At 64.4% G+C, this 25,980-nt stretch carries 28 protein-coding genes and 2 tRNA genes; 17 read left to right on the top strand and 13 right to left on the bottom strand.

The annotated features are described in order from the left end of the window. Positions 1 to 120 (bottom strand): transposase (locus tag D7325_RS17945; RefSeq protein ID WP_162988071.1); only part of this gene is annotated, 120 nt, incomplete at its 3' end. 1,089 nt (positions 121 to 1,209) lie between these two features. Next, on the bottom strand, positions 1,210 to 3,111 hold the full coding sequence (locus D7325_RS17940) for a sigma-54-dependent Fis family transcriptional regulator (RefSeq protein WP_120997817.1): 1,902 nt from the start codon (positions 3,109 to 3,111) through the stop codon (positions 1,210 to 1,212). A gap of 264 nt (positions 3,112 to 3,375) precedes the next feature. On the opposite strand from D7325_RS17940, the gene pqqA reads away from it, so the two are divergent. The 6 genes from pqqA to D7325_RS17910 all read left to right on the top strand — a co-directional run bounded on the left by pqqA (position 3,376) and on the right by D7325_RS17910 (position 8,620). Next, positions 3,376 to 3,447 (top strand): pyrroloquinoline quinone precursor peptide PqqA, encoded by a 72-nt coding sequence (gene pqqA, locus D7325_RS17935; protein WP_072432761.1) that lies wholly within the window; start codon positions 3,376 to 3,378, stop codon positions 3,445 to 3,447. A gap of 45 nt (positions 3,448 to 3,492) precedes the next feature. Then, a complete protein-coding gene (gene pqqB / locus D7325_RS17930) occupies positions 3,493 to 4,404 on the top strand; it encodes a pyrroloquinoline quinone biosynthesis protein PqqB (protein WP_120997816.1) in 912 nt (303 codons plus the stop codon). Positions 4,405 to 4,447: 43 nt separating this feature from the next. After that, positions 4,448 to 5,200, top strand: a complete 753-nt coding sequence (gene pqqC / locus D7325_RS17925) for a pyrroloquinoline-quinone synthase PqqC (RefSeq protein WP_120997815.1) — start codon at positions 4,448 to 4,450, stop codon at positions 5,198 to 5,200. Between the two features lie 39 nt (positions 5,201 to 5,239). Next, on the top strand, positions 5,240 to 5,518 hold the full coding sequence (pqqD, locus tag D7325_RS17920; RefSeq protein WP_120997814.1) for a pyrroloquinoline quinone biosynthesis peptide chaperone PqqD: 279 nt from the start codon (positions 5,240 to 5,242) through the stop codon (positions 5,516 to 5,518). After that, the gene (gene pqqE / locus D7325_RS17915; RefSeq protein WP_120997813.1) at positions 5,490 to 6,644 is read left to right on the top strand and encodes a pyrroloquinoline quinone biosynthesis protein PqqE; all 1,155 of its coding nucleotides are present in this window, start codon (positions 5,490 to 5,492) and stop codon (positions 6,642 to 6,644) included. Before pqqD ends, pqqE begins: the two co-directional genes overlap by 29 nt. A 77-nt stretch (positions 6,645 to 6,721) precedes the next feature. After that, positions 6,722 to 8,620 (top strand): alpha/beta hydrolase family protein, encoded by a 1,899-nt coding sequence (locus tag D7325_RS17910; RefSeq protein ID WP_120997812.1) that lies wholly within the window; start codon positions 6,722 to 6,724, stop codon positions 8,618 to 8,620. Between the two features lie 95 nt (positions 8,621 to 8,715). On the opposite strand, the gene D7325_RS17905 is transcribed toward D7325_RS17910, so the two are convergent. Next, positions 8,716 to 9,306, bottom strand: coding sequence for an ANTAR domain-containing response regulator (locus tag D7325_RS17905; RefSeq protein WP_120997811.1), 591 nt, complete (start codon positions 9,304 to 9,306; stop codon positions 8,716 to 8,718). A gap of 10 nt (positions 9,307 to 9,316) precedes the next feature. Beyond that, entirely contained in the window at positions 9,317 to 9,634 is a 318-nt protein-coding gene (locus D7325_RS17900; protein WP_120997810.1) for an ABC transporter substrate-binding protein, read from the bottom strand. 150 nt (positions 9,635 to 9,784) lie between these two features. Here D7325_RS17900 and D7325_RS17895 point away from each other — a divergent pair, with 150 nt between their 5' ends. Then, complete coding sequence (locus tag D7325_RS17895) at positions 9,785 to 10,444, top strand: thiopurine S-methyltransferase (RefSeq protein WP_120997809.1); 660 nt, start codon at positions 9,785 to 9,787, stop codon at positions 10,442 to 10,444. Positions 10,445 to 10,527: 83 nt separating this feature from the next. On the opposite strand, the gene htpX is transcribed toward D7325_RS17895, so the two are convergent. The 3 genes from htpX to D7325_RS17880 all read right to left on the bottom strand — a co-directional run bounded on the left by htpX (position 10,528) and on the right by D7325_RS17880 (position 13,183). Then, on the bottom strand, positions 10,528 to 11,415 hold the full coding sequence (htpX, locus tag D7325_RS17890) for a protease HtpX (RefSeq protein WP_120997808.1): 888 nt from the start codon (positions 11,413 to 11,415) through the stop codon (positions 10,528 to 10,530). Between the two features lie 112 nt (positions 11,416 to 11,527). Then, complete coding sequence (locus tag D7325_RS17885; RefSeq protein ID WP_120997807.1) at positions 11,528 to 11,965, bottom strand: hypothetical protein; 438 nt, start codon at positions 11,963 to 11,965, stop codon at positions 11,528 to 11,530. A gap of 6 nt (positions 11,966 to 11,971) precedes the next feature. Next, the gene (locus tag D7325_RS17880) at positions 11,972 to 13,183 is read right to left on the bottom strand and encodes a pyridoxal phosphate-dependent aminotransferase (protein WP_120997806.1); all 1,212 of its coding nucleotides are present in this window, start codon (positions 13,181 to 13,183) and stop codon (positions 11,972 to 11,974) included. Between the two features lie 219 nt (positions 13,184 to 13,402). On the opposite strand from D7325_RS17880, the gene D7325_RS17875 reads away from it, so the two are divergent. Both D7325_RS17875 and D7325_RS17870 read left to right on the top strand, forming a co-directional pair. Further along, the gene (locus D7325_RS17875; protein WP_120997805.1) at positions 13,403 to 13,888 is read left to right on the top strand and encodes a glutathione peroxidase; all 486 of its coding nucleotides are present in this window, start codon (positions 13,403 to 13,405) and stop codon (positions 13,886 to 13,888) included. A 28-nt stretch (positions 13,889 to 13,916) separates the two neighbouring features. Then, positions 13,917 to 14,798 (top strand): ATP-binding protein, encoded by an 882-nt coding sequence (locus D7325_RS17870; protein WP_120997804.1) that lies wholly within the window; start codon positions 13,917 to 13,919, stop codon positions 14,796 to 14,798. Positions 14,799 to 14,832: 34 nt separating this feature from the next. On the opposite strand, the gene D7325_RS17865 is transcribed toward D7325_RS17870, so the two are convergent. Together D7325_RS17865 and D7325_RS17860 are read right to left on the bottom strand one after the other, a co-directional pair. Beyond that, a complete protein-coding gene (locus D7325_RS17865) occupies positions 14,833 to 15,501 on the bottom strand; it encodes a glutathione S-transferase family protein (RefSeq protein ID WP_120997803.1) in 669 nt (222 codons plus the stop codon). A gap of 29 nt (positions 15,502 to 15,530) precedes the next feature. Continuing rightward, positions 15,531 to 16,298, bottom strand: a complete 768-nt coding sequence (locus D7325_RS17860; RefSeq protein ID WP_177431812.1) for a hypothetical protein — start codon at positions 16,296 to 16,298, stop codon at positions 15,531 to 15,533. Between the two features lie 216 nt (positions 16,299 to 16,514). Here D7325_RS17860 and D7325_RS17855 point away from each other — a divergent pair. After that, a tRNA-Glu gene (locus tag D7325_RS17855) sits at positions 16,515 to 16,590 on the top strand. 2 nt (positions 16,591 to 16,592) lie between these two features. Next, a tRNA-Gly gene (locus D7325_RS17850) sits at positions 16,593 to 16,668 on the top strand. Positions 16,669 to 16,778: 110 nt separating this feature from the next. Here the strand turns inward: D7325_RS17850 and D7325_RS17845 are convergent. Continuing rightward, positions 16,779 to 17,186 (bottom strand): PA2817 family protein, encoded by a 408-nt coding sequence (locus tag D7325_RS17845; protein WP_120997802.1) that lies wholly within the window; start codon positions 17,184 to 17,186, stop codon positions 16,779 to 16,781. Positions 17,187 to 17,244: 58 nt separating this feature from the next. Beyond that, positions 17,245 to 19,692: an acyl-CoA dehydrogenase gene (locus D7325_RS17840; protein ID WP_120997801.1), complete on the bottom strand. Its 2,448-nt coding sequence runs from the start codon at positions 19,690 to 19,692 to the stop codon at positions 17,245 to 17,247. A gap of 215 nt (positions 19,693 to 19,907) precedes the next feature. Here D7325_RS17840 and D7325_RS17835 point away from each other — a divergent pair, with 215 nt between their 5' ends. The 3 genes from D7325_RS17835 to queF all read left to right on the top strand — a co-directional run bounded on the left by D7325_RS17835 (position 19,908) and on the right by queF (position 22,519). Further along, positions 19,908 to 20,840: an ABC transporter ATP-binding protein gene (locus D7325_RS17835; protein ID WP_120997800.1), complete on the top strand. Its 933-nt coding sequence runs from the start codon at positions 19,908 to 19,910 to the stop codon at positions 20,838 to 20,840. Next, positions 20,837 to 21,616 carry an ABC transporter permease gene (locus tag D7325_RS17830; protein WP_120997799.1) on the top strand — a complete coding sequence of 260 codons (780 nt, stop codon included), beginning with the start codon at positions 20,837 to 20,839 and terminating at the stop codon, positions 21,614 to 21,616. Before D7325_RS17835 ends, D7325_RS17830 begins: the two co-directional genes overlap by 4 nt. Before the next feature lie 72 nt (positions 21,617 to 21,688). Continuing rightward, positions 21,689 to 22,519: an NADPH-dependent 7-cyano-7-deazaguanine reductase QueF gene (gene queF, locus D7325_RS17825; protein WP_120997798.1), complete on the top strand. Its 831-nt coding sequence runs from the start codon at positions 21,689 to 21,691 to the stop codon at positions 22,517 to 22,519. A gap of 9 nt (positions 22,520 to 22,528) precedes the next feature. Here the strand turns inward: queF and D7325_RS17820 are convergent, their stop codons facing one another. Beyond that, the gene (locus D7325_RS17820; protein WP_120997797.1) at positions 22,529 to 22,795 is read right to left on the bottom strand and encodes a DUF4404 family protein; all 267 of its coding nucleotides are present in this window, start codon (positions 22,793 to 22,795) and stop codon (positions 22,529 to 22,531) included. Between the two features lie 201 nt (positions 22,796 to 22,996). On the opposite strand from D7325_RS17820, the gene D7325_RS17815 reads away from it, so the two are divergent. After that, positions 22,997 to 23,680: an MlaA family lipoprotein gene (locus tag D7325_RS17815; protein WP_425452329.1), complete on the top strand. Its 684-nt coding sequence runs from the start codon at positions 22,997 to 22,999 to the stop codon at positions 23,678 to 23,680. 78 nt (positions 23,681 to 23,758) lie between these two features. Here D7325_RS17815 and D7325_RS17810 read toward each other — a convergent pair whose 3' ends face one another. Next, a complete protein-coding gene (locus tag D7325_RS17810) occupies positions 23,759 to 24,058 on the bottom strand; it encodes a PilZ domain-containing protein (protein ID WP_120997795.1) in 300 nt (99 codons plus the stop codon). A gap of 193 nt (positions 24,059 to 24,251) precedes the next feature. Between D7325_RS17810 and rssB the strand changes: the two genes are divergently transcribed. Then, positions 24,252 to 25,436, top strand: a complete 1,185-nt coding sequence (gene rssB, locus D7325_RS17805) for a two-component system response regulator RssB (protein ID WP_120997794.1) — start codon at positions 24,252 to 24,254, stop codon at positions 25,434 to 25,436. Then, the gene (gene rssC / locus D7325_RS17800) at positions 25,433 to 25,915 is read left to right on the top strand and encodes an anti-sigma factor antagonist RssC (protein WP_120997793.1); all 483 of its coding nucleotides are present in this window, start codon (positions 25,433 to 25,435) and stop codon (positions 25,913 to 25,915) included. Before rssB ends, rssC begins: the two co-directional genes overlap by 4 nt. Positions 25,916 to 25,980: the final 65 nt, after the last annotated feature.

Here is a 25,980-nt window from a genome sequence, read left to right as displayed (position 1 = left end):
ACGCAATGCCGTCGGGCCTACACCCATCGACTTGCAGGCCTCGGGAACCGAGTAACCCTGATCCAGCACCAGGCTGGCTGCTTCGAGTTTGAAATCTGTACTGAATGATCTTCTGGTCATGTAAACAACACCGTATGGCTGGGCGAAGCTTAGCGCCCTATCGGGGTGTCCAGAATCATTGAGCCCCAAACACCTGCGCAACGCCTGCGTTCGGCCGGATGAAAGGGGGTGGTTCGAGTGGCTTGATGGTTGGGTGCCTTTTGCAAAAAAGGCGAGATCGAAAGTCGTACCAGCCGAGCGATGGACACCGGTATATGGTCAGGCAGGTAAAAGCTTCATCGCCGTGCAAGTGGTGGAAAACGCGTTGCGGTTTTCCACCCTACGGTGGCAACAGACGTAGGGCGGATTCAGGAGCGAAGCGAACAATCCGCCGGGGACGCCGCCGCCGATGCGAAACCGGTGCATTGCTTCGCGAATGCACCCTACGGTTGTCTCACGTTCGAGATTACAACAGCTTCGCTTTCTGGCTTTTCCCACCCAAACCATCAGGCCACACCACTGCCCCATCAGCAGGCCGAGCGCAGGTGTCGTGAAAGGGGTCGAGCGGCAGGGATGCCGCGAGAGCCGCGAGGGCCATGGATGGCCCTTCGTGGCGGGCCCCTGGAGCGGCGCCGGAGCGAGGGAACCCTGGCGAAGCCGGGGCCGGATGCAGGGGCAAGCGTTTTTGCTTACTTTTTTCGCGACTGAAAAAAAGTGAGGCGCCGTGCAAGGCGCAATCTGTAGACCGGGCCGAGGAAAGCGTGACGTCCGAAACCCAGACCGCAAAGCCAAAAAACAAGAGCATCGCCCGCAAGCGGGCTCCTACGTACCTGCAAAGCCTTTACGCCGTGCAAGGCGCAATCTGTAGACCGGGCCGAGGAAAGCGCGGCGTCCGAAACGCCAGATCGTGAAGCCAAAAGACAAGAGCATCGCCCGCAAGCGGGCTCCTACGTACCTGCAAAGCTTTCACGCTGTGCAAGGCGCAATCTGTAGACCGGGCCGAGGAAAGCGCGGCGTCCGAAACCCAGACCGCAAAGCCAAAAAACAAGAGCATCGCCCGCAAGCGGGCTCCTACGTACCTGCAAAGCTTTTACGCCGTGCAAGGCGCAACCTGTAGGCCGGGTCGAGGAAAGCGCCGCGTTGAAACGCCCGAACAAGGGCTACCCGAACTCACCCCACCGCATTCGGCGCCACGATTCCGTGCTTCTTCACCCGCCGGTACAGCGTCGACCGCGCGACGCCCAGCTCGGCGGCGACCTCGCTGATGTTCCATTTCGCTCGGCGCAAGGCCTCGTGAAGCCGCTCGCCGTCATGATCGGTAGGCGTGGAAGAGGCGGGAGGCCGCATCTCGAGTTCGGCGGGCAGGCAGTCGTGGTCGATCAGCCCGCCGTCGGCCAGCGCCACGGCATAGCGCAGCGTATTGATAAGCTGCCGCACATTCCCCGGCCAGTGGTAGCCGACCAGTCGCGCCAGCACGCCCTCGGCCAGCCGGCAGTTCGCGTCCTCGGCGTGCAGCAGGCGCTCGATCAGCAGACCGAGGTCCTGCCGTTCACGCAGCGGCGGCAGGCTCAGGCGCATGCCGTTCAGGCGATAGAAGAGGTCCTCCCGGAACTGCCGGTTGGCGATCATCCCGTCGAGGTCCTGGTGGGTGGCGGAAATCACCTGCACGTTCAGCGGTACGGGCGTCTCGGCGCCGAGCGGCAGGAGTTCGCGCTCGGCCAGTACCCGCAGTAGGCGCGTTTGCAGGTGCGCGGGCATGTCGCCGATCTCGTCCAGAAACAGCGTGCCGCCATTGGCCAGTTCCAGCTTGCCTTTCATTCCCTTGCGGTTGGCGCCGGTAAAGCTGCCACCGCGATAGCCGAACAGTTCGCTTTCGATCAGGCTCTCCGGGATCGCGGCGCAATTGAGCGCGACGAAGGCGCCGTGGCGGCGCGCGCTGGCAGCGTGGATGGCCCGTGCGAAGGCTTCCTTGCCGCTTCCGGTTTCGCCGGTCAGCAGGATGGGAATGTCGCGGTCCAGCACCCGGCGCACCCGCTCGACGTTCCTGCGCAGCCCGGGATCGTCGCCGCAGAGCTGCGCCAGGTCCGGGTGGCGGGGCGAGCCGGTGGCGGTGCGGCGGACGGCCGGGCGCGAAACGGGGCGAGGGGCGGCTTCGAGGCCAATGTCGAGCGGGCCTTCGTCATGCGGACCGATGATCCGCACACCGCGCGTGCCGCCGTCGCTGAGTGCGAGCAGTTCGTCGAGATCGGTGGCGAGCAGCCGTTCGATCGGTGCGCCGAGCAGCGCCTGGCCGAGGGATCGGTAGGCGCGGAAGGCGGCGTGATTGGCGCCGATGATGGCACCGGACTCGTCGACGGCGATCAACCGTTCGCTGGCCAGGTCGCTGATGCGGTCGCGCGGCTTGACCGAGAGGCTCACCTGGCCGCGGAAGCGCTGTCGGAACTGGGCGTTCTCGATCATGCGCGCGTAGAGCGTGACCAGTTGCAAGGTGAGGGATTGGGCCGCCTTCGGCCCGCTGGCGCCGAGGGTCGTGGCGTTCAGGCAGCCCATGAGCCGGCCATCGCAGTCGAACAGCGGGGCCACCGAACAGCTCAGCCGGGCGTGGCGCGACAGGAAGTGCTCCTGCCGGTGGATGGTCAGTGCGCTCCCGGCCGCCAACGCCGTGCCGATGCCGTTGGTGCCGGCCACCGATTCATCCCAGCAGGCGCCGATCGCCAGTCCCGAGCCGCTGAATGCCTGATCCGCCGGCGGCAGGCGCACGTCGAGCGCAACCCCCGCGGCATCGCTCAGTACCACGGCGAACCCGGCGTCGGCCACGCGGCGCGCCAGCCCACTGACCCCCTGGCGCGCGATCATCAGGTAATCCTCGTGCTCGGCCTGATGCTGGCGAATCCGGTCGGCCGGCAGGATCTGCGCGGCGACGGGACGATCGGGGTCGAGCCCGTGTTCGGCGATGCTGCGGTACCAGGATTGGAGGATGAGCGGCTCGGGGGTAACGGCGCGGTCGACGAAACGGTCGCCGATCAGGGCGAGCAGTTCGCTGCGCGACGGTTCGGGCGGTGCCAGGGACATGGCGTCTCCAGTGCCGTCGGTGACGGCTGTTGTTGTTCTACCCACGGCGTGGCGATGTCGCCAGTATCGACGCGCGCCCACCGACTTGCCAGGTCGCAGCACCCGACAACCGGACCGGCGGCATGCAACTCGACCGCTTCGCACAGTACCAATGCAGGACGGCCGTCTCGGTGTAACCGATACGAAAGTACTGTTCGGTGCGGCGGCCGCAGGGTGTTTACTGCAACCACCGGAATGCTCCGGCGATAACAAGAGGACTGCGCCATGTGGACCAAACCCGCCTTCACCGACCTGCGTATCGGCTTCGAAGTCACCCTGTACTTCGCGAACCGCTGATCCACCCGGCCCCGGCCCGGCCGGGGCTTCAACCGGGGCCTGTCCATGTTCATCCAGATTCTCGGCTCCGCAGCCGGCGGCGGGTTCCCGCAGTGGAACTGCAATTGCCGCAACTGCCGGGGCGTCCGCGCGGGCACGCTCAAGGCGCAGCCGCGCACCCAGTCTTCGATCGCGCTGTCGGACGACGGCGTGAACTGGATCCTCTGCAATGCCTCGCCTGATATCCGAACCCAGCTGGAAAGCTTTCCGGCGCTGCAACCGGCGCGACACCTGCGCGACACGGCGATCGGCGCCATCGTGCTGATGGACAGCCAGATCGACCACACCACCGGTCTGCTGACCCTGCGCGAAGGCTGTCCGCACGATGTCTGGTGTACCGCCATGGTGCACGAAGACCTCAGCACTGGTTTTCCTCTGTTCCGCATGTTGGAACATTGGAACGGCGGCCTGCGCTGGAACCCGATCGCCCTCGACCACGCTTTCGTGGTGCCGTGCTGTCCGGGCCTGCGCTTCACGCCCGTGCCGTTGCGCAGCGCCGCGCCGCCGTATTCGCCGCATCGTCACGATCCCCATCCGGGCGACAACATCGGCCTGCTGATCGAAGACACCCGCAGCGGCGGCACGCTGTTCTACGCGCCGGGCCTGGGCCAGGTGACGCCGGGGCTGCGCGAGACGATGCTGCGGGCCGATTGCCTGCTGGTCGACGGCACGCTCTGGCGCGACGACGAGATGCGCGTCTGCGAGGTCGGCGACAAGCTCGGCAGCGAGATGGGCCACCTGGCCCAGAGCGGCCCGGACGGCATGCTGGCGCTGCTCGACGGCATGCCCGCGCGGCGCAAGGTGCTCATCCACATCAACAACACCAACCCCATCCTCGACGAGGAATCGCCCGAGCGTGCCGAGCTCGACGCCCGAGGCATCGAGGTCGCCTTCGACGGGATGAGCCTGCGGCTCTAGCGATCACAGACAGCGGCGCCATGCGCTCGCACGAGGACCCGGCATGAACCCAACCGCCATGACGCCCGCCGAATTCGAGGCGGCCCTGCGAGCCAAGGGCGCCTACTACCACATTCACCACCCCTACCACCGCGCCATGTACGAGGGCCGCGCCACGCGCGAGCAGATCCAGGGGTGGGTGGCCAACCGCTTCTATTACCAGGTCAACATCCCGCTCAAGGACGCCGCCATCATGGCCAACTGTCCGGACCGGGATGCGCGCCGCGAGTGGGTACAGCGCATCCTCGACCACGACGGGGCGCCGGGCGAGGAGGGTGGCATCGAGGCGTGGCTGCGGCTGGCCGAGGCAGTCGGGCTGGACCGCGAGCAGGTGCTGTCGCAGGAACTGGTCCTGCCTGGCGTGCGGTTCGCGGTCGATGCCTACGTCAATTTCGCGCGGCGTGCGAGCTGGCAGGAAGCGGCCAGCAGCTCGCTGACCGAGCTGTTCGCGCCGCAGATTCACCAGTCGCGCCTGGACAGCTGGCCGCAGCATTACCCGTGGATCGATCCGGCCGGCTACGACTATTTCCGCAAGCGCCTGACCGAGGCGCGCCGGGATGTCGAACACGGGCTGCGCATCACCCTGGCCCATTACCGCACGGCCGAGTCGCAGGCGCGGATGCTCGACATCCTGCAATTCAAGCTGGATGTGCTCTGGAGCATGCTCGACGCCATGAGCATGGCCTACGCGCTGGACCGACCGCCGTACCACACCGTGACGACCGAACGGGTCTGGCATCGAGGCATTGCGTTATGAACACGGCGTTCGCCGCGCGCCGTCTGGAGGATGAATGCGATGAATGACGACGAGTTGCCGAAGGTTCCGACCTTTCGCCGGGGCTACCGCTTCCAGTTCGAGCCGGCGCAGGGCTGCCATGTGCTGCTCTACCCGGAAGGGATGATCAAGCTCAACGAAAGCGCGGCGTTGATCCTCGAGCAGGTCGATGGCCAGCAAAGCGTCGGTCAACTGACCGACGCACTTGCCGAGCGCTTCCCCGAGGCGCCGGGCCTGCGCCAGGATGTGATGGAATTTCTCGAGGTGGCCCGTGGACGGCACTGGATCGAGCTTCGCTAAGCCGGGCTACGAGCCCGGCCCGCCGTTGTGGCTGCTGGCCGAGCTGACCTATCGCTGCCCGCTGCAATGCCCGTATTGCTCCAATCCGCTGGATTTCGCCAAGCATCACGACGAGCTGAGTACCGCCGAGTGGATCGAGGTGTTCCGCCAGGCACGCGCGCTCGGCGCCGCCCAGCTTGGCTTTTCCGGCGGCGAGCCGCTGGTGCGACAAGACCTTGCCGAGCTGATCGGCGCCGCGCGCGGGCTGGGCTACTACACCAACCTGATCACGTCGGGCATCGGCCTGACCGAGGCGCGGATCGCGAGCTTCGCCGAGGCGGGGCTGGATCACATCCAGATCAGCTTCCAGGCGGCCGACGAAGAAGTGAACAACCTGCTCGCCGGCTCGCGAAAGGCCTTCGCGCAGAAGCTCGCGATGGCGCGGGCGGTCAAGGCGCAGGGCTATCCGATGGTGCTCAACTTCGTCACGCACCGGCACAACATCGATGACATCGATCGCATCATCGCGCTGTGCGTCGAGCTGGAGGCCGATTTCGTCGAACTCGCGACCTGCCAGTTCTATGGCTGGGCCGAGCTGAACCGCGCCGGCCTGCTGCCGACGCGCGCGCAGCTCGAGCGCGCCGAGCGCATCACCCAGCAGTGGCGCGAGCGGCTGGCGGCCCGGAACCACCCGTGCAAGCTGATCTTCGTCACGCCGGATTATTACGAAGAGCGCCCCAAGGCCTGCATGAACGGTTGGGGCAACCTCTTTCTCGACATCACGCCCGATGGCACCGCCCTGCCGTGTCACAGCGCGCGCCAGCTGCCGGTGGCGTTTCCGAATGTGCGCGAGCACAGCATCGAGCACATCTGGCGCCATTCTCTGGGGTTCAACCACTTTCGTGGCGACGACTGGATGCCCGAGCCCTGTCGCAGCTGCGATGAAAAGGAGCGGGACTTCGGCGGCTGCCGCTGCCAGGCCTTCATGCTCACCGGCGATGCCAGCAACGCCGATCCGGTGTGCAGCAAGTCGGCGCACCACGGCGTCATCCTCGCTGCGCGCCAGGAGGCCGAAACCGCCGCGCAGCCGCTCGATCAGCTGCAGTACCGCAACGAGCGGGCGTCGCGACTGATCGCCAAGGCCTGACGGTTCGGCGCGCTTCGGGAGCGATTCGCCTGAGCTCGAATTCATCGGACCTCGATTCGTCTGAGCAAGGACATGACATGAGCACGACAGAAACGCCCTACGGCTTCTGGCCCAGCGACTGGACGGCCAGCCAGGCTGCCGCGGCCGCCAGCGAATTTGCCGACCTGCACTGCGCGGCCTCGGGGGTGTACTGGGTCCTTTACGAGCCGGCCGATGCCCGCAGCAGGCTCTGGCGCTGGCGCGCCGGGCGCGCGCGCTGCCTGACGCCGGATGGCTTTTCGGTGCGCAGCCGGGTGTATGAATACGGCGGAACGGCCTTTTGCACGACCGAAGGCGGCGTGGTGTTCGTCAACGAGGCGGACCAGCAGCTCTACAGCCTCACCGGCTGCGATGACGACAGCTGGTCCGGCGACGGCACGCCGCCGCGCTCGCGGGTCAAGGCGCTGACCGCCGGCACGCGGCGGTACGGGGACCTCCATTACGACGCCAGCACCCATACCGTGCTGGCGCTCGAAGAGGACGACACCCCCGCGGGCACGCAGCATCGGGTGGTCAGCATCGGTCTGCCCGGCGGGGTGCGCCGGGTCGTCCTGGAGGGCGCCGATTTCTACAGTTCGGCGATCACCAGCCCGGACGGCCAGCGCCTGGCCTGGATCGAGTGGGATCGCCCGCAGCAGCCCTGGACCGCGACGCGGCTGTGCGTGGCATCGCGAGAGCCGGACGGCGGATGGCGCACGGCGGAGTGCGTCGCCGGCGCGGAGGGGGGTGAGTCCCTGCAGCAGCCGCGCTTCGGCGCCGATGGCCGGCTCCATGCGCTGAGCGATCGTCTCGGGGCCTGGCAGCCTTGGGCCGAGCAGGGCGAGGGTGGCACCTGGCAGCCGGCTCCGGGGCCCATCGCGCTCGCCGATCACGCCGGTGCGCCGTGGCAATTCGGCGCCAGCACCTTCCAGCCGCTCGAAGACGGCCTGTTGGCGATGCGCTTCGAGGAGGGGTTCGGTCGTCTGTCGAAGATCACAGACGGCCGGGAACAGCGACTGGCCGAGGGCTTCACCCGTTTCCGCCAGCTGTGCCATGACGCCACCTGCTTCTACGCCCTGGCTTCAGGCCCGGACAGCACCTCGGCGGTGATTGCGATCGACCGGGCGAGTGGGGCGGTCAGCGTGCTCGCGGGCGGTGAGCGTCCGCTGCCTCCGTCGCAGGTCTCGCGTCCCGAGCCGTTGCGCTACCGTACATCGGACGGCGAGACCGCCCACGGCTTCTTTTATGCGCCGCTGAATGTGGACCATCGTGGCCCCGAGGGCGAGCGGCCGCCCTTGGTGGTGTTCCTGCACGGGGGGCCGACCTCGGCCTGTCATCCCGTGTTCGATGCGCGTATCCAATTCTGGACGCAGCGTGGCTTCGCCGTCGCCGACCTCAACTACCGCGGCAGCAGCGGCTTCGGCCGTGCCTATCGTGACGCGCTGAGGGAGCGTTGGGGCGTGACCGACGTGGCCGATGCCTGCGCCGTGGTCGCCCATCTGGCCGAGCGCGTCGACCCGGCCCGCGCCTTCGTGCGCGGCGGCAGCGCAGGCGGCTACACGGCGTTGTGCGCGCTGGCTTTCAGCAAGGTATTTCGCGCCGGCGCGAGCCTCTATGGCGTCAGCGATCCGCTGGCGCTGGCGGCGGTGACCCACAAGTTCGAGGCCGACTACCTCGACTGGCTGATCGGCGATCCCGAGCGGGATGCCGAGCGCTACCGCGAGCGGGCGCCGCTGCATCATGCGGACCGGATCGAGGCGCCGGTGATCTTCTTCCAGGGCGGATTGGACGCGGTCGTGGTGCCGGCGCAGACCGAGGCGATGGTGGCTGCACTGCAGGCGCGAGGCGTGCCGGTCGACTACCGGTTTTACCCCGAAGAGCGGCACGGGTTCCGACGGGCGGACAATCTCGCCGATGCGCTGGAGCGCGAGTGGCTGTTCTACCAGCGCTGGCTGTAGCGCTTGCCCCGTCCGTCAAGCGGTGACGAGGCAAGCTCGGTTGCATCGCGTGTGCCCGCATCCACGGACAGGCTCGCGTCGGCCGGCCGGTCCGGTCAGTGCCCCAGCATTTCGTCGATCGCAATGATCTGTTCGGCAACCTGGATGAGCTTCTGCTGACGGCTCATCGCCTGCCGCCGCATGAGGGTGTAGGCCTCTTCTTCGTCGCAGTGCTTCATCTTCATCAGCATGCCTTTGGCGAGCTCGATCCGTTTACGTTCGGCGAGTTGCTGATCGCGTGCCTGTAATTGCGCGCGTAGGGTCTGGTCGCTTTCGAAGCGTGCGATGGCCACGTCGAGGATGGGCTTGAGTCGCTGGGCCTGGATGCCTTCGACGATGTAGGCGCTCACGCCGGCCTTGATCGCCTGACGCATGGTGGCAGGGCTCTGGTCGTCGGTGAACAGTACGATGGGGCGCGGCAGGTCGCGGGTCACCACGACAACCTGTTCCATCATGTCCCGTCCCGGCGAGTCGGTGTCGATCAGCACGACATCGGGCTGCAGCGCCTGAATGCGTTCGGCGAGGTTCACGTCCAGATCCGACTCGCCGATGACGTCGAAACCGGCTTCGGTCAGCGCCGACCGGAGCCGCCCGGTGATTCGTCCCGCGACCCGAGGGGTGTCTTCGATGAGCAGAATGCGCCGCATGGTTCGCTCCTTAGCGGGCCAGACCGTCGTAGCGGCAGGGCATGCCGACGCCACCTTTGCCGACGACGACCAAGGCAAGCGGCGCACCGTTCTGGCGCACATGCCGACGCAGTGCGCTGGTGCTGGTCACGCCAGCCTGATGCGACCACGTGGGCAGCGTGATGCCCTGGCCGTTGCGCGACAGGCCCATCAGCACGGCCATCTCCCGGGGTGGCGAGACAATTTCCAGGGGCGCTCCATGGATCATGCCGTACAGGAATTGGGCCGCATCGCTTCCAGCGTTCCAAGCCAGAGCGTCGGCGGGGGTGGTGGCGGGTGTCTCGTTCATCGGTAGGCTTCCGGCGGTGCGTGTCGAAGAAGCGGGGCCCTCGACGGAACGGGTGTGCCGTAGAGATCAGCAAGGGGTGTGCCACAACGCAGCGGTTGCCCTGCGGCTCGCGCTGCTAAGCTCGTTGGGCATTCATACGGAGCGAGCGCGATGCACGAAGGTTTTTGGATCGACCGGTGGGCAAGCAGCCAGATCGGTTTTCACCAGAAGGACATCAACCCGTACCTGCGCCAGCAGTGGCCGGGCCTGGGCCTGCAGCGAGGCGACCGGGTACTGGTACCGCTCTGCGGCAAGAGCCACGATCTGGCCTGGCTGGTGCGCGAGGGGCTGCGTGTCATGGGCGTCGAGCTGGCACGCAAGGCGGTCGAAGACTTTTTCACCGAGCAGCAGCTGCAACCGAGCGTACGGGAGGTGGGGGGCTTCAGCGTCTATGCGTCGGGTTCGATCGAACTCTGGTGCGGCGACATCTTCGCCCTGACGCGCGAGCAGGTCAGCGATTGCGCTGGGCTGTATGACCGCGCAGCGCTCATCGCCTTGCCGCCGGCCATGCGCGAGCGCTACGTCGCGCATCTGACGGACCTGTTGCCCGGCGGATGCAAGGGCCTGCTGATCACGCTCGACTACGAGCAGGAGAAAATGGATGGCCCGCCGTTCTCGGTCGACGATGGCGAGGTTCAGCGGCTGTTCCAGCCGGGCTGGCGCGCCGAATTGCTGGAGCGCAACGATGTGCTCGGCAAGAACTGGCGCTTCGACAGCTACGGGCTGACCCGCACGGATGAGAATGTCTACCGGCTCGAGAAGCGCGGCTGATCACGGGCTTTGCTTGGCGTAACGACTTTGTTGGCGGTAACGAAAAGGGCGGCCTGAGCCGCCCTTTTTCGTTCGTTCGCGCATCAACCGCGGCGACGCAGCGCCTCGATGCGGTCTTCCAGCGGCGGGTGGCTCATGAAGAAGCGCCCGATGGACGATTTCTTGGCCGGGTTGATGCCGAAGGCGGTCAGGGTGTCCGGCATGCCGCTCGGCACGTTCTGCTCGGCACGCAGGCGTTGCAAGGCGGCGATCATGGCACCGGTACCGGCCAGCCGTGCGCCCGCATCGTCGGCGCGGTATTCGCGGAAGCGCGAGAACCACATGACGATCATCGTGGCCAGGATGCCGAAGATGATTTCCGCGACGAAGGTCGCGATGAAGAAGCCGATGCCGTGGCCTTCCTCGTTCTTGAGCAGGACCCGGTCGACGAAGTGGCCGACGATCCGCGCGAAGAACATCACGAAGGTATTCACGACGCCCTGGATCAGCGCCAGCGTGACCATGTCGCCATTGGCTGCGTGACCGATTTCATGCGCCAGCACGGCGCGTACTTCGTCGGGCGAAAAACGCTCCAGCAGGCCCTGGCTGACGGCGACCAGTGCGTCGTTCTTGTTCCAGCCGGTGGCGAAGGCGTTGGCCTCGTACGCGGGGAAGATGCCGACCTCGGGCATCTTGATGCCGGCTTCGCGCGACAGTTGCTCGACGGTTTGCAGCAGCCACTGCTCGTGGCGGGTGCGCGGCTGGCTGATGATTTCGGTGCGGGTGGCCATCTTGGCCATCCACTTGGACAGGAACAGCGAAATCAGCGAGCCGGCGAAGCCGAACACGGCGCAGAAGATGAGCAGCTGCTGAAGGTCCAGACCGGTCCGGTCGGGCGTGAGGAAGCCTGAGTAGCCGAGCAGGCTCAGGGTGATGCTCGCAATCAACAGGATGGCCAGGTTGGTGGCCAGGAACAGCACGATGCGCATCATGGGTAAAACGGTCTCCAGAGAGAGGCGGATTTGCTATGCGGGCTATATAAGGGACCCCCAGTGCCTATTCAACCGACCAACCATTTCAAGCTGTTTCGCTTGGGCGGAGCGGTCAGCTGCGGCTTGCGCCAGGCCGGAACAGCGCGTCGGCGGCAATTGCGAGCGCCTCGCCGTCGCCGCTGGCCAATGCTTCGCGCAGCCGGTTGGCCACCGAGCTTCTCGCTCGCCGGATGCTGGGCGGCAAGGTGGGATCGACGATCGCATCGGCCGCCGCACCGCTGAGCCGCAGGAACCCCTTCTCGGTCAGCACCGCCTGATCGATCGCGAGGAACTGCAGCGTGCTTTCGTAGCGAAGATAGCCTTCTTCGGCCAGCCAGATCATCGCGGCGAGGCAGCTCTGGTGGCGTTTGCTCGGCAGGCCGAACTCATCCGGTTCCTCCGGCCCGATCAGGTCGTCGACATACAGCGCGACCTTGCGGGGGAACGCCTGGTAAAGGCTCAGCAGCGCCGCGGCGGCGTCCCGGTAGAAGTCACCGATCTGCAGGTCCATGTCCGGTCACTGCCGATAGCTGCGCAGGAAGTTTCCGATGCGCCCGATGGCCTGTTCCAGGTCGTCGACCCGGGGCAGGGTGACGACCCGGAAGTGATCCGGCCACGGCCAGTTGAACGCGGTGCCCTGGACAATCAGCAGGCGTTCGGACAGCAACAGGTCGAGGACGAATTTCTCGTCGTTGTGGATGGGGCAGACCTTCGGGTCGATGCGCGGGAACGCATAGAGCGCACCCATCGGCTTGACGCAGCTGACGCCCGGAATGTCGTTGAGCAGTTCCCAGGCACGGTTGCGTTGTTCCAGCAGCCGGCCATTGGGCAATACCAGGTCGTTGATGCTCTGATAGCCGCCGAGGGCGGTCTGGATCGCATGCTGGCTGGGCACGTTGGCGCACAGGCGCATGTTGGCGAGGATGTCGATGCCTTCGATGTAGCTCTGGGCCTTGTTCTTCGGCCCGGAGATGGCGACCCAGCCGGAACGGAAGCCGGCGACGCGGTAGGACTTCGACAAACCATTGAAGGTCAGGCACAGCACGTCGGGCGCCAGCGCGGCCGTCGAATGGTGTACCGCATCGTCGTACAGGATCTTGTCGTAGATCTCGTCGGAGAACAGCACGAGGTTGTGCTGGCGCGCGATCTCGACCATGCCGGCCAGCACCTCCTTGGAGTACACCGCGCCGGTCGGGTTGTTCGGATTGATGATGACCATCGCCTTGGTGTTCGGCGTGATGCGCGCCTTGATGTCATCGAGGTCCGGCCACCAGTTGGCTTGCTCGTCGCAGAGGTAATGCACGGGCTTGCCGCCGGCCAGGCTGACGGCAGCGGTCCACAGCGGATAGTCGGGTGCCGGGATGAGCACTTCATCGCCATTGTTGAGCAGGGCCTGCATGCTCATCACGATCAGCTCGGAGACGCCGTTGCCCAGGTAGATGTCTTCGATGCCGACGCCTTCGACCTGCTTCTGCTGGTAGTACTGCATCACCGCCTTGCGCGCGCTGAACAGGCCTTTGGAGTCGCTGTAGCCCTGGGCGGTTGGCAGGTTGCGGATGACGTCCTGGAGGATTTCTTCCGGTGCTTCGAAACCGAACGGCGCCGGGTTGCCGATGTTCAGCTTGAGGATGCGATGGCCTTCCTCTTCCAGGCGCTTGGCGTGCTTGAGCACGGGCCCGCGAATGTCGTAGCAGACGTTGGCGAGCTTGTTCGATTTGCTGACCTGCATGATCTTGAGTCCCGAAATGAGCAGCGCCGGGCAGGCGGCTGCGTGCGTTGCCGCGCCTTGGCAGGCTGATGGCCGGCTGCCAGACTTGGCGTCCAAGAGCGGGGCATGATACGTGCGCGGCTTGCGCCGGGGGAAGGTACAGTCCGGCCCTTTTTAAGCGGCACGCTGTGCGTCTGCAGCGGCGTCGACGACCGATTCGTTTCACCCGGAGCACCGATCATGAACGAAGCGCTGCTGCAGATTCCCTGTGTCACCCTGGACGGCCAGACCCGGACCCTCGATAGCTACGCTGCCAAGGCGCTGCTGGTGGTCAACACCGCGAGTCGCTGCGGTTTCACTCCGCAGTACAGGGACCTGGAGACGCTGTGGCAGCGGTACCGGGATCGCGGTCTGGTCGTCCTTGGCTTTCCGTGCAACCAGTTCGGTCATCAGGAGCCGGGCGACTCGGGGGAAATCCAGTCGTTCTGCGAGCTGAACTATGGCGTGAGCTTTCCCTTGTTCGCCAAGGTCGAGGTCAACGGCGCCAACGCCCATCCGTTGTTCGAGCATCTCAAGCACGAGGCGCCAGGGCTGCTCGGTACGCGCGCCATCAAGTGGAATTTCACCAAGTTTCTGGTGGATACGGCGCAGGGGAGGGTGACGCGGTTTTCGCCCAAGCGCACGCCTGAGTCGCTTGGTTCCGTGATAGAGCGGTTGCTCGCCTGAGCGGCCTTGATTTCGTACAGGAGTGTTGATGGATTCCGATATCAAGCAACTGCTGAAGCGGTTGGATGGGTTGGTCGATCGGCTTGAGCCCTGGCTGCCAGCCGCCCGTGAACCGATCGACTGGGGTTCGGTCGTGGCGGCGCGCTGGCAGCGCGAAAGCCGCTCCGGTTATCTGTTGCCATTGCGTGTTGACCTGGACGTGTCGCTCGACGATCTGGTCGGGGTGGACCGTCAGCGCGCCTTGCTGCTGGGCAACACGCGGCAGTTCGTGGCGGGTTTACCGGCCAATCATGCGCTGCTCTGGGGCGCTCGCGGCACCGGCAAGTCATCGCTGGTCAGGGCGCTGCTGGCGGCGCATGCGGGGCAGGGACTGCGGTTGATCGAGATCGAGCGCGATCATCTTGCCGATCTGCCGCGCGTCATCGACGCCCTCCAGGGCTGCGACCAGCGCTTCATCGTCTTCTGCGACGACCTGTCCTTCGAAGCTGGCGAGGGGGATTACCGGGTGCTGAAAAGCGTGCTCGATGGCTCTCTCGAACGCGCGCCGGACAACGTCTTGCTCTATGCGACATCGAACCGCCGACACCTGGTCCCCGAGAAGCAGAGCGACAACGAACACTGGCAGATGGTCGACGGAGAGCTTCATCCCAACGAGGCGGTCGAGGACAAGATCGCGTTGTCGGATCGGTTTGGGCTGTGGGTGTCCTTCTACCCGTTCAGCCAGGATCACTACCTGGACGTGGTTCGCCATTGGCTGCAGCGTCTCGCCGCCGACGCGGGGCTGTCCTGGAGCTGGAGCGAAGGGTTGGAAAAGGAGGCCATCCGCTTCGCCACGTCACGGGGCAATCGTAATGGCCGCTGCGCCTATCAATTCGCGCGGCAATGGGTGGGAAGCCAGCTATTGGGCTGAGCGTCGGGCGCGATGATTGCGCCCGACGGTTTCATTAGGCCTGTGGCGCCTGTGCCCGGAGCTTTTCCACCATCCGCTGTTCGCTCGGCAGGATCTGCCCGACCGATTGGCGCGCCTTCATCCGGGCGAGGTGAGCCGCCAGCCCGGGCCAGCGAGTGGCATCGACCGTCTCTTCGCCGTGTTCCAGGTTGATCAACTGGCAGGCGACGGCGATGTCGGCCATTGAGAGCCGATCTTCCACGAAGTACTCGCGCTCGCCGAGCTGCCGCTCCAGATAATCGAAGTGCGGGGGCAGTTTTTCATTGAGCGCCTTTTGCACGAGCGCTTCGTCGCAGGGCTTGCCCATGCTGGGTTTGAGCAGCCGGTTGGCGAATACGGTGAACGTCGCCAGGGGGGCGATTTCATAGTCCGCGTATTTTTCCAGCCAGCGAACCTGAGCGCGTGCCGCCGGGGTGCTGCCGAGGAGGTCGTTAGTGGGGTGGCGTTCGTTCAGGTATTGGCAGATCACGCTGGAGTCGGCGAGCGTCACCTGGTCGTCGCGCAGCGCCGGAATGCGGCCCAGCGGATTGAGCTCGTAATACCAGTCCGGTGGCGTGAAGGGCATGACGAACTCAAGTTCGTAATCGACCTGCTTTTCCAGCAGGCATAGCCGTACCTTGCGCACGAAAGGGGACAGTGGAGCTCCGAAAACGGTCAGGCTCATGGCGCTTCCTCGTCTGGTTGCCAGTCCGGTTATTCGTAGATGTTCTTCTTTTTCCAGTCTTCGTCATCCAGCGAGCGCAGGCCATCGGTGAGCTCGCTCGGTTCGTCATCCTTCGGCTGACCCTGCTCCAGTACCAACGCGTTGGTATGTTCGAGCTGCGCCTCGAGCTTGGCGAGTTGCGCCTTGAATGCGGTGGGATCGGGCTGCTTGCGGATGTATTGAACGCCGCGCTCGAAGGCCAGGCGCGCCTGCCGGGGTTGGTTCTGCTGCAACGCCTGGCGGCCGACATTGGAAAAGAACTCGATGTGCAGCAGGACCGACATTCGCTGCGCCTCGCGTATCCAGCGCTTGGCTTCGCTGGCATCGAGCAGGCCCTCCTTGGCGCCCCAGGTCATCTGGGCGACGAGGTCCTCGAGCAGGAAGCGTACTTCCTTGGCCTTGGCTTCGGACATGATCGGTTGCGGAGGTACGCGCGCATCGGCGCCATCGCCCTGGGAGAGGCTGGCGCGCAGGCGCTCCATGCGCTGCCCAAGAGTGGCGTTGTGGCGATCCAGAGGCTGGAGTCGCTCGCACAGGTGCAGCTCGAGCCGGGCGAGGGCATGCAGGAGCGGCGTCGTCACCATCTGTCCGGGAATGGAGTCGGCCAGGTTGGCGCAGCGCCGGACGCGGTCGCTCAGGTCGGCCTTCAACCGAGCCTTCTCCAGCTTGTTCCGCTCGACGATGTGATTGATGTAGCCGATGGCAACCAGTAGAAACAGGCCGCCCAGAACGAGGCTGGTGATCAGTATGGGGGACACTCCCTGTACCTCTCTGCTACCGGGATTTCGGCTGAGTGTAGTGACTTGCATGGCAGTCTGATAGCTCCTCCTTTTCAAGGAAGTCACTGATCTCGAAAAAGTTTTGACGAAGGGTTGACGGCCTTGGAGGGCCTCCATAGAATGCGCGCCACTTCCAGCGTGAAGCCGATGGCAGAACGAGGGAAGCCGGAAAGTCTGTTGTAAGTTCCGGGCTGCGTCCCCTTCGTCTAGTGGCCTAGGACACCGCCCTTTCACGGCGGTAACAGGGGTTCGAGTCCCCTAGGGGACGCCATTGCGGGAATAGCTCAGTTGGTAGAGCACGACCTTGCCAAGGTCGGGGTCGCGAGTTCGAGTCTCGTTTCCCGCTCCAAATCAAACGAAAACGCCGCTCTTCGGAGAGGCGTTTTCGTTTGCGTCAAATAAAGGCCCAAAGCCAGGCCCCAGAGCAGGCGCTGCATGAATGCGCGCCTGCCGCTGTCGTCAGTGCCTTACATCCTGGTCCGGCAGGGCCAAGAGTTGTCGCTCCTGATTCCAGTCGAAGGGTTCGTCATTGATCTCGGCCTCGTGGCGCCGCTCTTCCAGCGCCTGGAACAGGGCGATCTCCTCGTCCGGCATGTAGTGCAGGCAGTCTCCGCCAAAGAACCACAGCAGGTCGCGGGGAACGAGGTGCGCGATCTGGGGGTAGCGATGAAAGACCTGGCAGATCAGGTCCTGCCCCAGGTGGCGTTCTTCGGGGACATCCGGCAAACGCATGATGAGGTCGTCGAAGCGCTCCAGGAAAAGCGCATGACTCTCTTCGGATACCTGACCGGACTCGCCCATCGCGATCAGGATGCCGCGCAAATGAGCCAGCAGGGCCAGGTTGTGGTCGACGTACGGGTTGGCCATTGAGCACCTGTATCAGTTGGGGGCGCGATTATGCCGTCTCGCGCCTGGTTTGTGGGGCTCAGCGCACACGGCCGGGGCTGAGCTGGATCTCGTCCTTGGCGAAGTCATCGACATCTATCACCTTGCGCCGTGCCTGACGGGCCGCTCGCAGCAGATCGGCTTCTTCCGGCGTGAGCACGCCGGCCAACGTCGCCGCCTGAACCGGTTCTGCATCAGCGTCGAGGGTCAGTGCGCCACTGCGCAGCGCCTTGTCGAGCTTGCGTTCGGCATGCTGGCTCCGTTCGATGGCCTCGTAGGTCTGGCGCAGCGCTGCAAGGGGCTCGTTGTCGTCCTCTGGTCTGTAGACCCCGGACAGGATCGATTCGAGCGCCGGATCGCCCTCCGGTCGTCCGAGAATCGCCGCCACTTGTGCCTCCAGCGCATCCGAAGGCCCGCTGTGACGACGGCCGAACGGGAATACCACCAGACGCAGCAGCGCGCCGAGGACCCGGTTCGGGAAGTTGGCGAGCAGCTCATCCAGCGCCTGTTCGGCCTTGGCCAGGCAATCTTCCATCGCCCAGCGCAGAAGCGGCCGCTGGTCTTCGGGATGGCCGGCGTCGTGGTACTGCTTCAAGGCTGCCGAGCCGAGGTAAAGGTAGCTGAGTACGTCGCCCAGGCGCGCCGAGAGGCGTTCGCGGCGCTTGAGTTCGCCGCCGAGCAGCATCATCGACAGGTCGGCGAGCATCGCGAAGGCCGCTGCGAGGCGATCGAGTGCACGGAAGTAGGGCTGCGCGGTCGCGTCGCCGGGAGCCCGGCCGAGCAATCCCAGGCTCAGGCTGAGTATCAAGGTGCTGGCCGCGTTGCGTACCGCGAAACCGATGTGTTCGAGCAGCACCTTGTCGAAGCGCGCGATGGCCTGCTCGTGATCCGGCTCGAGCAGGGTCTCCATCTCGCGGAGGACGAAGGGATGGCAGCGAATGGCGCCCTGGCCGAAGATCATCAGGTTGCGCGACAGGATGTTCGCCCCCTCGACCGTGATCGAGATCGGCGCGCTGAGCCAGGAGCGCGCCAGGTAGTTGTTCGGGCCGAGCATGATGCCCTTGCCGCCGTGGATGTCCATCGCATGGGAAATGCACTCGCGGCCGCGTTCGGTGAGGTGATATTTCAGGATGGCCGACAGTACCGATGGCCGCTCGCCGAGATCGACCGCCAGGGCCGTCAGGCTGCGCGCGCCGTCCATCAGCCACGCATTGCCGCCGATGCGGGCGAGCGGGGCCTGTATGCCTTCGAAGCGTTCGAGCGGGACATTGAATTGCTCGCGCACCCGCGCATAGCGTCCGCTCACGTAGCTGCACAGCTTGGCGGCGCTGGTGCCGGTTGCCGGCAGAGAGATCGATCGGCCGACCGAGAGGCAGTTCATCAGCATCATCCAGCCCTTGCCGAGCATCTCGCGACCGCCGATCACGGCATCCAGCGGGACGAAGACGTCCTTGCCCCAGTTGGGGCCGTTCATGAAGGCGGCCCCGAGCGGGAGGTGACGACGCCCGATATCGACTCCGACGGTATCGGTCGGGATGAGCGCCAGGCTGATCCCGAGGTCGGTCTCGTCGCCCAGCAAATGGTCCGGATCGTAGGTCTTGAACGCGACCCCCAGCAGCGTGGCGACCGGCCCGAGCGTGATGTAGCGCTTCTCCCAGTTCAGCCGCAGACCGATGACGTCCTCACCCAGCCACTGGCCTCGGCAGACCACGCCGGTGTCGTTCATCGCGCCGGCGTCGGAGCCCGCATAGGGTCCGGTCAGGGCGAAGCAGGGGATATCCCGACCGTCAGCCAGCCTGGGCAGGTAGTGCTCGCGCTGTCGATCGGTGCCGTAGCGCAGCAGTAATTCGGCTGGTCCGAGGGAGTTGGGCACCATCACGGTGCTGGCGAGATCGTTGCTGCGCGTGGCGAGCTTCATGACCACCTGGGAATGGGCGAACGCCGAGAATCCCTTTCCGCCGTACGCCTTGGGAATGATCAGCGCGAAGAAGCCCTGCGCCTTGATGTAGTCCCAGGCGTGCGCGGGCAAATCCATGCGTTGAGCGATGTCCCACTCGCTGACCATCGCGCACAGGGTCTCGGTAGGGCCGTCCAGGAAGGCCTGTTCCTCCTCCGTGAGGCGCGGGCGGGGATAGTCCAGCAAGCGACGCCAATCGGGTCGTCCGCTGAATAGCTCACCATCCCACCAGACGGTACCGGCATCGATCGCGTCCCGCTCGGTCGCGGAAATGGGTGGCAAGACGGTCTTGAACCACTCGAACATCGGCGCGCTGAAATAGCGGCGGCGCAGGTCGGTTGCCAACAGGAAGACGGCGACGACGGCCCACAGCAACCAGAACAGGACCATCAAACCGGCCGGTACGCTCTCCGAGACACCCATGGCGACCAGGTACAGGGCGACAATCGTCAGCGAGGCGATCGCAGGTACGCCGAGGTGGGCGAGCAGCGCCACGCCGAGCAGCAGAACCACTATCCAGAGCCAAGCCATTGCGACCTCCTTGCGGTTGATGATCGATGGCCGGGCCGTCGTCGCGGCGTGACAGGCAGGCCATCGGAGGCGGGCGGCAGTCGGGACGCCGCGCGTCTACTCAGTGACCCCCGTACCACTGGCGGAGTTCGGGAATGCCGCTGGGGCCGCGGTTGCATTTTGCCGAGACAATCCCCATCTAGCTTTCCTTCTTTGCGGCTACGAGCGTGCATCCGATGAATCCAGCTCTGTCCATTCGGAACCTCACGAAAATCTACGGCAACGGCTTCCAGGCCTTGAAGGGCATCGATCTGGACGTCGCCGAAGGCGATTTCTTCGCCTTGCTGGGGCCGAACGGAGCGGGCAAGTCCACCACCATCGGCATCCTTTCGACTCTGGTGAACAAGAGCGGCGGGACCGTGCAGGTGTTCGGCAACGATCTCGACCGCGACCCGGCGGCGCTCAAGCGCTGCCTTGGGGTCGTGCCGCAGGAGTTCAACTTCAACCAGTTCGAGAAGGCCTTCGACATCCTCGTGACCCAGGCCGGGTATTACGGCATTCCAGCCCGTATCGCGAAGGCGAGGGCGGAGCAGTACCTGAACCAGCTTGGGCTGTGGGACAAGCGCGACGTGCCGTCACGGATGCTGTCAGGTGGCATGAAGCGGCGCTTGATGATCGCCCGGGCGCTGATCCACCAGCCGCGCCTGTTGATTCTCGACGAGCCCACCGCCGGCGTGGACATCGAGCTGCGCCGCTCGATGTGGAGCTTCCTGACCGATCTCAACCGGCAGGGCATCACCATCATCCTGACGACTCACTACCTGGAGGAGGCCGAGCAGTTGTGCCGCAACATCGGCATCATCGACCATGGTCAGATCGTCAAGAACACGAGCATGCGCGAGTTGCTCAAGCAGCTGCATGTCGAGACCTTCCTGCTCGATCTCAAGGAGTCGCAGCTGGTTCCGCCTGAGCTGGGTGCGTATCCGGCAAGGCTGGTCGACCACCACACGCTGGAAGTCCAGGTCGAGAAAAGCCAGGGCGTCACCGAGCTGTTTCGTCTACTCGCCCTCCAGGGCATAGAGGTGCTGAGCCTGCGCAACAAGACCAACCGATTGGAGGAACTGTTCGTCTCGCTGGTAGAGAACAACCTCGCCAAGGAGGCCAAATGAACGCCGAACTACGGGCCAATCTGGTCGCGCTCAACACCATCGTCTATCGGGAAATCCGCCGGTTCATGCGCATCTGGCCGCAGACGCTGCTGCCTCCGGCCATCACGATGGTGCTTTATTTCGTCATCTTCGGCCGGCTGATCGGCCAGCGCATCGGGGAGATGGATGGCTTCACCTATATGGAGTACATCGTGCCGGGGCTGATCATGATGTCGGTGATCACCAACGCATACAGCAACGTGGTGTCCAGCTTCTTCGGCACCAAGTTCCATCGCTCCATCGAGGAGTTGCTGGTCTCGCCCGTCTCGCCGCACGTGATCCTGACCGGCTTCGCGCTGGGTGGGATCGCGCGGGGGCTGGCGGTGGCGATCATCGTGACGCTGCTGTCGATGTTTTTCACCCAGTTGCAGGTCCACCACATCGGCGTGACGGTGATCGTGATGGTGCTGACGGCCACGATCTTCGCCTTCGGCGGCTTCATCAATGCCGTCTACGCGCGCAACTTCGATGACATCTCGATCGTGCCGACCTTCATCCTGACGCCGCTGACCTACCTGGGCGGGGTGTTTTACTCGATCCACCTGTTGCCTGACGTCTGGCAGACGGTTTCGCTCGCCAACCCGATCCTGCATATGGTCAACGCGTTCCGCTATGGAATACTGGGCGTGTCGGACATCAGCATCGGCACGGCCATCGGCTTCATGGCGATCGCCGCCGTACTGCTGTACCTGTTTTGCATCCGGTTGTTGAAGAGCGGCCGCGGCATGCGGCAGTAATTCGTCGTCCAACCGGGTGCACCGGGGCGGAAGGCGATAAACTCGCCGCTTTTTCCGCCCTGACGAGCCCGCATGCACCATCCCGCCGAGCAGTCCCCGCTGGGGAAATCGACCGCCTACACCGCAAGCTACGATCCGTCGTTGCTCTTTCCCATCGCCCGCACCACCAAGTGGGCCGAGCTGGGCCTCACCGCCGAGACGCTTCCTTACCGGGGCGTCGATGTCTGGAACAGCTACGAGCTGTCCTGGCTGTTGCCGTCGGGCAAGCCAGTGGTCGCGGTCGGCAGTTTCTCCATTCCGGCCGACTCGCCGAACATCATCGAGTCGAAGTCGTTCAAGCTTTACCTCAATTCGCTCAATCAGAGCGTGTTCGCCGACGTGCAGGCGCTACAGCTACGCCTGGCTGAAGACCTCTCACAGGTCGCCGGCAAGCCGGTGTCCGTCAGCGTTCGTTCGCTCGCAGAGGTTGAGCGTGAAGGGATAGCGCCCTTGCCGGGCCGCTGCATCGATGAGTTGGACGTGCGGATCGAGGCCTACGACCAGCCGGATGCAGGGCTGCTGCGCTGCCGGCAGGACAGCCGGGTCGAGGCCAGCCTGCACAGCCACCTGCTCCGGTCCAATTGCCCCGTCACGGGCCAGCCGGACTGGGGCAGCCTCGTGGTGGAATACGTCGGGGCGGAGCTGATTCCAGAGAGCCTGCTGACCTACATCGTCAGCTACCGTCAGCACGCTGACTTCCACGAGCAATGCGTCGAACGCATCTTCATGGACTTGCAGCGGCTGCTCGAACCCGAGCGCCTGACCGTTTATGCGCGGTACGTGAGGCGAGGGGGGCTGGACATCAATCCCTATCGAAGCACCGAGGCGCTCGCCTGGCCGAATGCCCGTATCGCCCGGCAGTGAGCGATGCCGTCAAATACCCATGCTGGCGAGCGTTTGCATGATGTTGCGTAGCGTCATCGCCGTGCTGGGATGGCTGACTTCGAAGCGCTCCACCGCAAGGTTGACCCCATCGACGAGCGAGTCGTCCGGTTCGCCTACGCCCTGACGCTCGAGCCGCGATTCGATATCCCGTGTGATGGCCAGCAGCGCGGCGCGCTCCTCTTCGGTCAGCGGGGCATCTTCGCGTAGCTGGCTTCGCAGCAGTTCAAGCTGAGTCTGAAGTTCCCGTGTGGGCATGTTCCGATCCTCCGTCGCTATGTCGGATGGACAGCATGAGCGCGGTAAAGGTCCTATCGTCGGTATAGCAGTCCGTGGCTGACCTGCAATGTGTCGGAGCATCGCGGCATGGCTGCCTGGCCGTGCTGGCTTGGCTTTATACTGGCGGCCTTTCGGTGGCGGTCAGCCATCCACTCAACGCAGGGGTCTGGTATGCAAAGGATGAAGGCAGGTCGGGGCTGGCTGATGGTTGCGGTGCTGGGATGGGGTGCGGTGTCGCTGCCGGTCGCCGCGGCGGAGCAGGACCCTTGGGAAGGCTTCAACCGGGCGGTGTTCCGGTTCAACGATACGCTTGATACCTACACCCTCAAGCCGCTGGCCAAGGGTTACCAGCGCGTCACGCCGGACCCGGTGGAAGACAGCATCGGCAATTTCTTCGGAAACCTTGGCGATGTCGTCGTGCTGGGTAACGACCTGCTGCAAGGCAAGATGCGTGATGCCGGCATCGATGCCAGCCGCATCCTCTTCAACACGACCTTCGGTGTGCTGGGTCTGTTCGACGTGGCGACCCCGATGGGGCTGACGCGCAACGACGAAGATTTCGGACAGACGCTCGGTGCCTGGGGTCTTGGCAGCGGCCCCTACCTGGTGCTGCCGCTGTTCGGCCCGAGCACGGTGCGCGATGCCTTCGGCCGCGTGCCGGACGCTTACCTGCAACCCTATCCTTATATGGGCGATGTCGCTGCGCGCAACACGATGCGCGGCATCGAGACGGTCGATACCCGGGCGGAGCTGCTGTCGGCAGAGCGCATGATCACCGGCGACCGCTATGTCTTCGTACGCAATGCCTACCTGCAGAACCGGGAGTTCCGCGTTCAGGACGGCCAGGTCGAGGATGATTTCTGAGTTCGAAAGGCCCGTCGATCAGACCGTGTGAAACCTGGCGAGCGCAGTGGTCTTCACACGGTCCCGCGATGCCGGCGCTCAGCTCAGCGTGACGAACGCCAGTCCCAGTTGCTGGGAACCATCGGCCAGTGGCGTTACCCGCACCACGTTGGCCTCGGCTTCGAGGCCCTTGAGCGAGGGATGCTCGGACGGGATGAGAATGCGCACGCGGTCACCGACCTGTAGGTGTGACGAAGCCTTGGCCTGCATGCCGGTGCTGGACAAATCCAGGCACGTGGCCTCGATGCGGGTATCGCCTTGCACGATGGTCATGCCGGCTTCCACTTGCATGCGGATGAAGTCGCGTTTTTCACTGTAATCACGGTTTTGCTGGCTCATCGGAGCGCTCGCTTTTTCGGTCGGTTTCGACCTTATAGCGTCGCCGTCTCCAGGCTGTAAAGGCGCGCGGCGTGCGCTGGCGCACGCTTGAAACACCGAACGTATGGGAGTACCGTCTGCGCCTTGAACGAACCTGGGAACGCCTGCGTTGCGGGTAGCTTTTAATCGTCCTGGCGCACTGGCCGGTAGGAACATGCACAACCCAATCGCCACGCTGCTGATCATCGATGATGACGACGAGGTTCGAGCCAGCCTGGCAGCTTATCTGGAGGACAGCGGTTTCAATGTCCTCCAGGCCGCGGGTGGCGCGCAGGGACTCGAATTGTTCGATGCGCATCATCCTGACCTGATCATCTGCGATCTGCGCATGCCGCAGATGGATGGCCTCGAACTGATCCGGCTGGTCACCGAGCGGCAGGCCGACCTGCCGGTCATCGTGGTGTCCGGAGCGGGCGTCATGAGCGATGCCGTCGAGGCGCTGCGGCTCGGCGCCGCCGATTACCTGATCAAGCCGCTCGAAGACCTCGCGGTCCTTGAGCACTCGGTTCATCGTGCCCTCGATCGATCACGTCTTCGATTGGAGAATCGGCGCTACCGGCAACAGCTCGAAGATGCCAACCGCGACCTCCAAGCCAGCCTCAACCTGCTCCAGGAAGACCAGAACGCCGGCCGGCAGGTCCAGATGAACATGCTGCCGGTCACTCCCTGGTCGGCGGATGATTTCCAGTTTTCGCACCAGATCATTCCCTCGCTGTATCTGTCGGGCGACTTCGTCGACTACTTCCGCGTCGATGAACGCAGGGTCGTTTTCTACCTGGCGGATGTGTCGGGTCACGGGGCGTCGTCGGCGTTCGTCACCGTGCTGTTGAAGTTCATGACGACACGCCTGCTGTACGAATCGCGCCGTCAGGGCGCGTTGCCGGAGTTCAAGCCGTCGGAAGTGCTCGGCCACATCAATCGCGGGCTGATCAACTGCAAGCTGGGCAAGCACGTCACCATGCTTGGCGGCGTCATCGATCAGGAACGCAACCTGCTGCATTACGCCATCGGTGGGCATTTGCCGCTACCGGTGCTGTATACAGACGGCAAGGCGCGCTATCTGCAGGGGCGCGGTTTGCCCGTCGGTCTGTTCGTCGAGGCCGAGTATGAGGATTACCAGATGGAGTTGCCGCCATCGTTCAGCCTGACGCTGTTGTCCGATGGCATTCTGGACCTTTTGCCCGGCGACACGCTCAAAGACAAGGAGCGTGTGTTGCCCGAGATGGTCGAAACGGCCGGTGGGTCGCTGAATGGGTTACGCAAAGTGTTTGGGTTGGCCGAGTTGGCGGAAATGCCGGACGATATCGCCTTGCTGGTGTTGAGCAGGAACCTTGCATGAGTACTGGTAAGATCCAGTTCGCCGAACTGGACGGTACCTTTGTCCTGAAATTCGTTGGCGAGATTCGTCTGACGCTGTGTTCCGCGCTCGATGCAACCATCGAGAAGATCTTCTCGGCGCTCAATTTCTCGTCGATCGTCATCGACCTGACCGAATCGCGCAGCATCGACAGCACCACGCTCGGCTTGCTCGCAAAGCTTTCCATCCTGTCCCGGCAGAAGGTCGGCCTTTTGCCCACGGTGGTGACCACCCACCCGGACATCACCCGCCTGCTGTCATCGATGGGGTTCGATCAGGTGTTCAACATCATCGATGAACCCTTGCCCTGTCCGGACTGCCTGTCGGATCTCCCGGTACAGGACCAATCCGAAGAAGTGGTCAAGTCTAAGGTGCTCGAAGCGCACCGCATCCTCATGAGCCTCAACGAATCCAATCGCGAAGCCTTCCACGACCTGGTCAGTGCACTGGAACGCAGCTGACGGCTGCCTGCTCTGTTCTGCTCGCGAAAAAAAGCCCGCCGAATGGGCGGGCTGAAGGTGTCACA

This window comes from Stutzerimonas urumqiensis (genome assembly GCF_003640395.1).
Taxonomy (GTDB): domain Bacteria; phylum Pseudomonadota; class Gammaproteobacteria; order Pseudomonadales; family Pseudomonadaceae; genus Stutzerimonas; species Stutzerimonas urumqiensis.
Note: the sequence above shows the minus strand (reverse complement) of the source record. Positions and strands in the feature narration are given on the sequence as shown.

What these genes read in the sequence shown, in the direction of transcription:
- D7325_RS17815 (WP_425452329.1), top strand. Translation starts at nt 22,997, where the DNA reads ATGAAGGCAGGTCGGGGCTGGCTGATGGTTGCGGTGCTGGGATGGGGT.
- D7325_RS17840 (WP_120997801.1), bottom strand. Translation starts at nt 19,692, where the DNA reads ATGGCTTGGCTCTGGATAGTGGTTCTGCTGCTCGGCGTGGCGCTGCTC.
- D7325_RS17895 (WP_120997809.1), top strand. Translation starts at nt 9,785, where the DNA reads ATGCACGAAGGTTTTTGGATCGACCGGTGGGCAAGCAGCCAGATCGGT.
- D7325_RS17910 (WP_120997812.1), top strand. Translation starts at nt 6,722, where the DNA reads ATGAGCACGACAGAAACGCCCTACGGCTTCTGGCCCAGCGACTGGACG.
- D7325_RS17900 (WP_120997810.1), bottom strand. Translation starts at nt 9,634, where the DNA reads ATGAACGAGACACCCGCCACCACCCCCGCCGACGCTCTGGCTTGGAAC.
- D7325_RS17875 (WP_120997805.1), top strand. Translation starts at nt 13,403, where the DNA reads ATGAACGAAGCGCTGCTGCAGATTCCCTGTGTCACCCTGGACGGCCAG.
- pqqB (WP_120997816.1), top strand. Translation starts at nt 3,493, where the DNA reads ATGTTCATCCAGATTCTCGGCTCCGCAGCCGGCGGCGGGTTCCCGCAG.
- rssB (WP_120997794.1), top strand. Translation starts at nt 24,252, where the DNA reads ATGCACAACCCAATCGCCACGCTGCTGATCATCGATGATGACGACGAG.
- rssC (WP_120997793.1), top strand. Translation starts at nt 25,433, where the DNA reads ATGAGTACTGGTAAGATCCAGTTCGCCGAACTGGACGGTACCTTTGTC.
- D7325_RS17835 (WP_120997800.1), top strand. Translation starts at nt 19,908, where the DNA reads ATGAATCCAGCTCTGTCCATTCGGAACCTCACGAAAATCTACGGCAAC.
- D7325_RS17865 (WP_120997803.1), bottom strand. Translation starts at nt 15,501, where the DNA reads ATGAGCCTGACCGTTTTCGGAGCTCCACTGTCCCCTTTCGTGCGCAAG.
- htpX (WP_120997808.1), bottom strand. Translation starts at nt 11,415, where the DNA reads ATGATGCGCATCGTGCTGTTCCTGGCCACCAACCTGGCCATCCTGTTG.
- D7325_RS17870 (WP_120997804.1), top strand. Translation starts at nt 13,917, where the DNA reads ATGGATTCCGATATCAAGCAACTGCTGAAGCGGTTGGATGGGTTGGTC.
- D7325_RS17820 (WP_120997797.1), bottom strand. Translation starts at nt 22,795, where the DNA reads ATGCCCACACGGGAACTTCAGACTCAGCTTGAACTGCTGCGAAGCCAG.
- D7325_RS17880 (WP_120997806.1), bottom strand. Translation starts at nt 13,183, where the DNA reads ATGCAGGTCAGCAAATCGAACAAGCTCGCCAACGTCTGCTACGACATT.
- D7325_RS17810 (WP_120997795.1), bottom strand. Translation starts at nt 24,058, where the DNA reads ATGAGCCAGCAAAACCGTGATTACAGTGAAAAACGCGACTTCATCCGC.
- D7325_RS17885 (WP_120997807.1), bottom strand. Translation starts at nt 11,965, where the DNA reads ATGGACCTGCAGATCGGTGACTTCTACCGGGACGCCGCCGCGGCGCTG.
- queF (WP_120997798.1), top strand. Translation starts at nt 21,689, where the DNA reads ATGCACCATCCCGCCGAGCAGTCCCCGCTGGGGAAATCGACCGCCTAC.
- pqqD (WP_120997814.1), top strand. Translation starts at nt 5,240, where the DNA reads ATGAATGACGACGAGTTGCCGAAGGTTCCGACCTTTCGCCGGGGCTAC.
- D7325_RS17905 (WP_120997811.1), bottom strand. Translation starts at nt 9,306, where the DNA reads ATGCGGCGCATTCTGCTCATCGAAGACACCCCTCGGGTCGCGGGACGA.
- D7325_RS17845 (WP_120997802.1), bottom strand. Translation starts at nt 17,186, where the DNA reads ATGGCCAACCCGTACGTCGACCACAACCTGGCCCTGCTGGCTCATTTG.
- D7325_RS17940 (WP_120997817.1), bottom strand. Translation starts at nt 3,111, where the DNA reads ATGTCCCTGGCACCGCCCGAACCGTCGCGCAGCGAACTGCTCGCCCTG.
- pqqC (WP_120997815.1), top strand. Translation starts at nt 4,448, where the DNA reads ATGAACCCAACCGCCATGACGCCCGCCGAATTCGAGGCGGCCCTGCGA.
- D7325_RS17830 (WP_120997799.1), top strand. Translation starts at nt 20,837, where the DNA reads ATGAACGCCGAACTACGGGCCAATCTGGTCGCGCTCAACACCATCGTC.